Here is a 6882-nt window from a genome sequence, read left to right as displayed (position 1 = left end):
CATGACCCACCCTCACAGACCCAGCGGCCAACTGCTGCCCACGGGCCAGCCGTGGGCAGCGCAGCCACATCTACTTTTTCAGGTCGAAGTAGCTACCAGCCGCAGTCTGTGGGCGCTCGCGGTGTCCGGTCGGGGCCCCTCCATGTTCAGCCGGATCTCACCTGGCTCCGGCGTTGCGCCTGGGCGAAGAGGCCGGTCGCCGCGAGTGCCATCAGGCCGGGTAGCCAGTACTGCCATGCCTGGGACAGCCCGGCGAACACGGCAACATTCTGGGTCACCTGCAGCAACAGCACGCCGAAGAGCACCCCGATGAAACTGCCACGTCCACCGAAGATGGAGGCCCCGCCGAGGACGACGGCGGTGATGCTCGCCAGCGTGTACGACGTGCCTGCGGTCGGGTCGCCCACACCGATCTGGGCCGCCAGCAGCAAGCCGCCGAGCAGCGCGCACAACGAGCTCGCCACGTAGGCCAGCACCTTGACCTTGCCGACCGGGATGCCGCGCTTGTGCGCCGCCCGGTCGTCCGATCCGCTACCGCGCAGGAAGAGCCCGGCCATGCTGCGCCGGGAGACGAACTCGAGCGCGATCACGAGTGCCGTACCGAGCAGCACCGCCCAGGGAATCGGGCCCACGCTCGCCTTCAACACATCGGTCACCGGCTGGGCGATCGTGCCTCCGGGCGTGTCCCGCATGGCGAGCGACACTCCTTGCAGCGCCATGTACGTGACGAGCGTGGCCACCACCGGCGTGACGGCCGCGAATCGCACCAGCGCCCCGTTGCATAGCCCGGCCGCCCCCGCCAGCAATATCATCAGGAGAAAGCCCACGATCCACCACCCGACCGCGAAGTCGGCGCTGACGTAGAACGACGCCACGACGACGAGCGTGCCGCTCAGCGGGCCGACGGACAGATCGATACCGCCCGTCATCATCACGATCAACTGACCGACGGCCAGGAACAGCACGGGAGCGAGCAACTCCAGCACGCTGGCGATGTTGAAGCTCGACAGGAACCGGGCGTTCTGCGCTGCGCCGACGACGCCGAGGGCGACCACGGCGGCGGCCAGGAACACGCTCGGGCTCTGCTCGCCGGCGAGGAAACGCCGCCAGCCCCGGCGCGGAGGCCCTGCCGACGCGGTGCTCCGGTCGGCATGGCCGGCGACCGACCCGGTCAGGGATGCCGCGGTGATGGCCTCATCGGTGATGTCGGCGCCGGTGAGGTCGGCCACCACCCGGCCCTTGGAGAAGACCAGGACCCGGTCGCACAGCCCGGTGAGCTCCGCGTTGTCCGAGCTGAGCACGACGACAGGAACGCCGTTGTCGGCGGTGGCCCGCAACCGGTGGTAGATGTCGGAGCGCACGCCGACGTCGATGCCCTGCGTCGGCTCGTCACAGAGCAGGACCTTGGGATCGGAGAGCAATGCGCGGCCGAGTACCACCTTCTGCTGGTTGCCGCCGGACAGTGTCTCGACGGCAACCTCCGGTGAAGCAAGCTTGACGCCGAGGCTCGCGATCTCCCGCTGTACCACCTGATCTTCACGCTGGCCGCCGATGACTCCGTGTCGTGCCGTCCGGTTGACGGCCGCGACGGCCAGGTTGTCGCGAACGGAGTGGACCGTGGCGACACCCTCTACGTGACGTTCCTGCGGCATGAGGACGATGCCTGACCGGCGCGCCGAACGCGGATTCGACACGTTGGCCGAACGACCCTCGACCAGCACCTGGCCGTCGCACGGCGCGGCACCGCCGAGGGCCCGAATGAACTCGCGCTGGCCGTTTCCTTCGACCCCGGCGAGGCCGAGGATCTCGTGCCGCCCGAGTTCCACGCTGACATCGATGAAGCGGTCCGAGGTGAGGTGCTGTACCTGCAGGACGGGTTCGCCCGGGTCGCGGGCGCGGCCGGGAAACAGCGCCGCGACCTCGCGGCCGGCAACGCGGGTGACGATCTCCTGCGCGGTGACCTCGGAACGGTTGAACGTTCCGCGCGTCTGCCCGTCGCGCAGGACCGTGATGCGGTCGGCCAGCGCGAAGACGTCGGGCAGGCGGTGGCTGATGTAGACGACCGCGACACCGCGGGCGGCCAGCTGCTGGATGCACTCGAACAGCCGGGCGGTCTCGGCGGCCATGAAGGGCTCGGTGGGCTCGTCGAAGATGACGACCTGGGGGTCACAGGCCAGCGCGCCGCAGATCTCGACCGCCTGCTTCTCCGCCAGGGTCAGGGTCCGGGCCGTCGCGGTGGGATCGATCGGCATCCCCATCGCAAGCAGTTTGCCCACCGCCCACCGCGTCGCGCCGGAGAACCTGGGCCGCTGCCGGTCCGGTACCGACAGCATGAGGTTTTCGGTCACCGTGAGGTCGGGCAACAGCGCCGGATGCTGGAAGGCGATCGCGAGCCCCTCCGACCGCGCGGCGGTCGGCGAGCTCTCGGTGATCACTCGGCCGGCGATCTCGATCTGCCCGCTGTCCGGCTTGAGCGCACCGGAGGCGACGGCCATGAGGGTGGACTTTCCGGCGCCGTTGCCGCCGACAAGCGCGTGGATCTCACCGGCGTGGACTTCGAAGTCGACCCTGTCGAGTGCGAGGACGCCGGGGAAGCGTTTCGTCACGCCACGCATGACCAGGCGGGCGTTCGATGCGTCCATGGTGCGTGTCCCTTCGTGCTTGGCCGCAGCCGGGGCGACCGGCTGCGGCCAGGCCTGGATGTGCCTCAGTTGTAGACGTTCTTGAGTTCGTCGGCGGGCATCTGGGCGGACAGGATGGCGCTGGTCGGCAGCGTCGGTTCGCACTTGGGCTGCTTGGCGCTGTCGAAGCTGTCCTCGTAGATCGGGATGTTGATGATCTCGGGCTCGTCGTTCTTGATGCCTTCCTTGGCGGCGACGGCCTTGCGCAGGGCGAGCCGGACGATCCACGTCCGGCTGGACACGGTGACAACGTTGAAGTCCGGCTGCTGGGTGTGCGTCTGCTTCCACTCGCACGCGAAGCCGTTGAGGTCGTTCGCGGTCCACAGTGGCAGCTTGCGGTTGGCCGATTGGAAGGCACGGATGCCGCCCAGCGAGCCGTCGCCCGAGTCGGAGATGATCGCGTCGACCTTCGGGTACTTCGTCAACAGCCCGGCGACGACGCGTTGCGTCTGGGCGGGGTTCCAGTTCGTGTCGATCGGCTTCCCGGCGTCGTTCAGCAGCTTCACGTTCTTGCAGGCCGCGTTGCTGGCGAACTCTTCCTCGACGCCTTTGAGCTCGGTCGTGCTCTGGGTGTTTCCCGGTGTACCGCCGAGAAAGAGGACGTTGCCACCCGCGTCGCCCAGATGCTCACACGTCCACCGTGCCCAGGTATGTCCGTCGTTGATGGTGTTGTGGCCGACGAACGTCGTGTAGTCCTTGCCCGGCGTGCCACCCGGATTGGCGGTCCAGGGCACCACGGCCACGCCGGCCTGAAACGCCTCCCGGAGGGTGGGCAGCAGCGCCTCACCGGCATCGGGGAAGACGACGATCGCGTCGGCGCCCTGGCTCACGAGCGCCTTGATGTCGCCGATCGCCTTCTGCGGGTTGTTCTGGGCGTCGGAATACGGCAGCACGGTCAGGTTGGGACACTTGCGTGCCTCGTTCTCGAACTCCGCACGGGCCGTCTTGCGCCAGGCGTTGTCACCCGTGCCGTCAGCGAGCGCCACCTTCAGCGGTTTGCTGCCGCAGAACTCGGTGATCGGCTTCAGTTGACTGACGTCGCCGATCCGGGTGGTGTCGTTGTAGACCTTGTCGACGTTCGTGGAACTCGCCGTGTCACCCTTCGGCGTCGCACATCCCGTGATGGCGAGGAAGGCGGTGACCAGTGAGCCGGCCGCCAGCATGCGGCGTCGCTTGTAGAGCATCGTCACTCCAGTCGGGGGTGTTTCCGGTTGCCGTGATCCTTAGATCCGCGTCACCGGGCAGGGGATCCGGTTGCCTTGAAGGAGCGAGAGATCGCACCGAACGGAACCCGGCGAAGGATGACCGCCAGTGCGAGCACAGCCGCTTGGACGAGCAGTTGGACCGACGTTGTGGCGCCCGCGGCCAGGACGACCTGATTGAGCTGGGTCAGGAACAACGCCGCCCCGCCGGTGGCGGCGGCACTGCTCACGCCACCGGTCAGCAGGCTTCCGCCGAGCACCACGGCGGCGATCGACGAAAGCTGGTACGTGTTGCCGAGCAGGATGTCGGGCGTACGCAGGTATCCGGCGAGCAGCAGGCCCGCCAGCGCGTAGAGGAGTCCGGCCACGACGTAGGCGGAGATCTGATAGGTCGACGTCCGGACACCGAGCAGCCGCGCCGCCGAGGAACTCGCCCCGACGGCCATGAAACGGCGACCCGCCACCGAACGGCGCCGCAGCCACTGCGTGACGGCGACCAGAACGACGGCGATGATCAGCAGGTTGGGAACGATCCACAGCGAGCCGGCCGCAAACTCGCTGAACCGACGATGTGCCGATCCCGGAAAGCCCTTCGACAGTTGCATGACGGCGCCGATGAGCACCGCGTTCATGGCCAGGGTGACCACAAACGCGGCAATGCCGAACCGCACCACGGCGATGCCGATGACGAGGCCTCCCACGGCACCGGCCAACAGCCCGAGGGCGGCTGCGAGCGGCACCGGCATGCCGGTCGTCTGGGGCACCTTGGTGGCAAACACGGCGGCCAGCGCCATCGCACCGGGCACCGACAGGTCGATGCCCCCCTGACTGATCACAAACGACTGGCCGAGTGCGGCGATCGCGAGGATCGCGGCGAAGGGCAGCATCGACTGCAGCGCGGAGACCGAGAGGCTGCCGGGTGCGATCAGGGGGCTGGCCGCGAAGAGCGCGGCTGCCATCACCCACACCGGCACGAACGGGCCACGCGGCAGGCTCAGCCGGGGTTGACGCACCGGCACGTTCTGTTGCTGCGGTCCGCGTATGTCGAAAGACATCGGCATGTACCTCCTATGAGCCCGGGATCGGCCGGTCAGACGGCGGTGTAGCCACCGTCGACCGGCACGTCGGCACCGGTGATGAAGCTCGCCTGGGGGCTGAGCAGAAAGACGATCACTGCGGAGATCTCGGCGACGTCGGCGATCCGGCGTAGCGGATGCGCGTCCACGAGCACGCGCTCGGCCGCGGCCGGATCGGCTTGGGCGGCGAGGTACGAGCGCAACTGCTCCGTTCGCACCGATCCCGGGCTCACCACGTTGCAGCGGATGTCGTGCCGGGCGTAGTCGGCGGCGATCTGCCGGCTCAGCTGCAGTACCGCGCCCTTCGACGCGCAGTACGCGGGCTGGTTCGGCAGGCCTACGCGACCGGAGATCGACGAGACATTCAGGATGACGCCGCCCGTGTCCTGCGCGACCAGCGCGCGGACGACGTGCTTGCACGTGAGGAACGTGCCGGTGGCGTTGACGCCGAGCACCCGGGTCCAGTCCTCGAGCGTGGTTTCGGTGAGGGACCGGGAGATCATGGTAGCGGCGCAGTTGACCAGCGCGTGGATGCTGCCCCATTCCTCCACCACCGCCGCGACCGCACCCTGGACGGCGGCCTCGTTCGTGACGTCGGCCGGGTAGGCCAGAGCCTGTCGCCCGTCGGCGCGCAGTTCCGCGGCGAGTCGCTCGATGCCGTCCGCTCGATGATCAACCAGCAGGACGGGGCTGCCGGCGGCGGCGACCGCTCGGGCGGTGCCGGCGCCGATCCCACCGCTCGCGCCGGTGATCATGACGACGTTGCTCATATCGACATCCTTCAAGCAATGAGGGTCTTCTCAAGCGGCTGGAGAGAGTGCCTGAACGTGCGGCCTCGACGGCACCCCAAGCACCTCGACGAGAGATCGTGAACCGGAGCAATGGCGGCCCATCGGCACGGAGCCAGACAGCCTGACCTGCGTCAACAACTTGCGAGCTCGAACGAGGCTGACATGCTGCATGCAGCATGTCAAGGCCCATCCGGAGACGCCCGTTGATTGACGTGCTGCATGCAGCATGCTACGTTTCGGTCCCCGTTGGAGCTGGAAGGCGGGTCACCCGAGGTGCATGAAACAAACAAAACAACGCGGGTCGCGGTTGCTCAACTGCCCTCAACCAAGGACGATCTGGACGCCAACCTAGCGATGGCGATCGGTGCGATCGGCCGCGGCGGGGCGGCGGGCCACGAGCTCCTCGTGTTTCCCGAGTGCGCGCTCAGCGGATACCTGTTCGACTCGCGCGCCGAGGCTGAGCGGCGAGCCATCGCACTGGGAGACCGGCGAGTCGCCCATCTCGTCGAGGCCTGCCGACGGGCGTCGGTCATCGCCGTAGTCGGGTTCCTCGAGTCGGTCGGCGACGTGCTCTATAACGCTGCGGTGACGCTGGGGCCGGACGGGGTTCTCGGGATCTATCGCAAGCAGCACCTGCCCTACCTCGGCGTCGACCGCTTCGTGGAGCCGGGCCTCGGCGACAGCCCCCGGGTGGTCGAGACCCCGATCGGCAACATCGGCGTGATGATCTGCTTCGACCTTCGCTTCCCCGAGTCGGCGCGCGTGCTCGCGCTGCAAGGGGCAGACGTCATCGCGATGCCGACCGCGTGGCCGCAGAGCGCCACCTTTCTCGCCGAGCACGTCACTCGGGTCCGGGCACTGGAAAACCTCGTCTACCTTGCCGTGGCCGACCGCGCGGACGAGGAGAACGGCGTCACCTTCCTCGGCCGCAGCCAGGTGGTCTCACCCGCCGGCGAGGTCCTCGTCGACGCGGGCGGGGCCGAGGGGATCTTCGGCGCCGACGTGCACCTCGCCCAGGCCCGCAACAAGAAGCTGGTGATCGTTCCGGGCGAGTACGAGCTCGAGGTCTTCGCCGAGCGCAAACCCGACCGGTACCGGGAGATCACCCGGACTGCTGCGACCGGCACGTAGC

At 68.2% G+C, this 6882-nt stretch carries 5 protein-coding genes; 1 reads left to right on the top strand and 4 read right to left on the bottom strand.

Translation table 11 applies throughout. The features are described 5' to 3' along the window. Positions 1–146: 146 nt before the first annotated feature. From ABT369_RS50785 to ABT369_RS50770, 4 genes are all read right to left on the bottom strand, one after another. A complete protein-coding gene (locus tag ABT369_RS50785) occupies positions 147–2615 on the bottom strand; it encodes an ATP-binding cassette domain-containing protein (protein WP_350624662.1) in 2469 nt (822 codons plus the stop codon). Positions 2616–2707: 92 nt separating this feature from the next. Further along, a complete protein-coding gene (locus ABT369_RS50780) occupies positions 2708–3865 on the bottom strand; it encodes a substrate-binding domain-containing protein (protein WP_350624660.1) in 1158 nt (385 codons plus the stop codon). Between the two features lie 50 nt (positions 3866–3915). Then, entirely contained in the window at positions 3916–4944 is a 1029-nt protein-coding gene (locus ABT369_RS50775; RefSeq protein ID WP_350624650.1) for an ABC transporter permease, read from the bottom strand. 29 nt (positions 4945–4973) lie between these two features. Further along, a complete protein-coding gene (locus ABT369_RS50770) occupies positions 4974–5729 on the bottom strand; it encodes an SDR family NAD(P)-dependent oxidoreductase (RefSeq protein ID WP_350624648.1) in 756 nt (251 codons plus the stop codon). Between the two features lie 267 nt (positions 5730–5996). Between ABT369_RS50770 and ABT369_RS50765 the strand changes: the two genes are divergently transcribed. Continuing rightward, entirely contained in the window at positions 5997–6881 is an 885-nt protein-coding gene (locus ABT369_RS50765) for a carbon-nitrogen hydrolase family protein (RefSeq protein WP_350624646.1), read from the top strand. Position 6882: the final 1 nt, after the last annotated feature.

Origin of the sequence: Dactylosporangium sp. NPDC000244 (assembly GCF_040300725.1) — a bacterium.
Lineage (GTDB): Bacteria > Actinomycetota > Actinomycetes > Mycobacteriales > Micromonosporaceae > Dactylosporangium.
The sequence above is the reverse complement of the archived record's forward strand: the minus strand, read 5'-3'. Positions and strand labels throughout refer to the sequence as shown.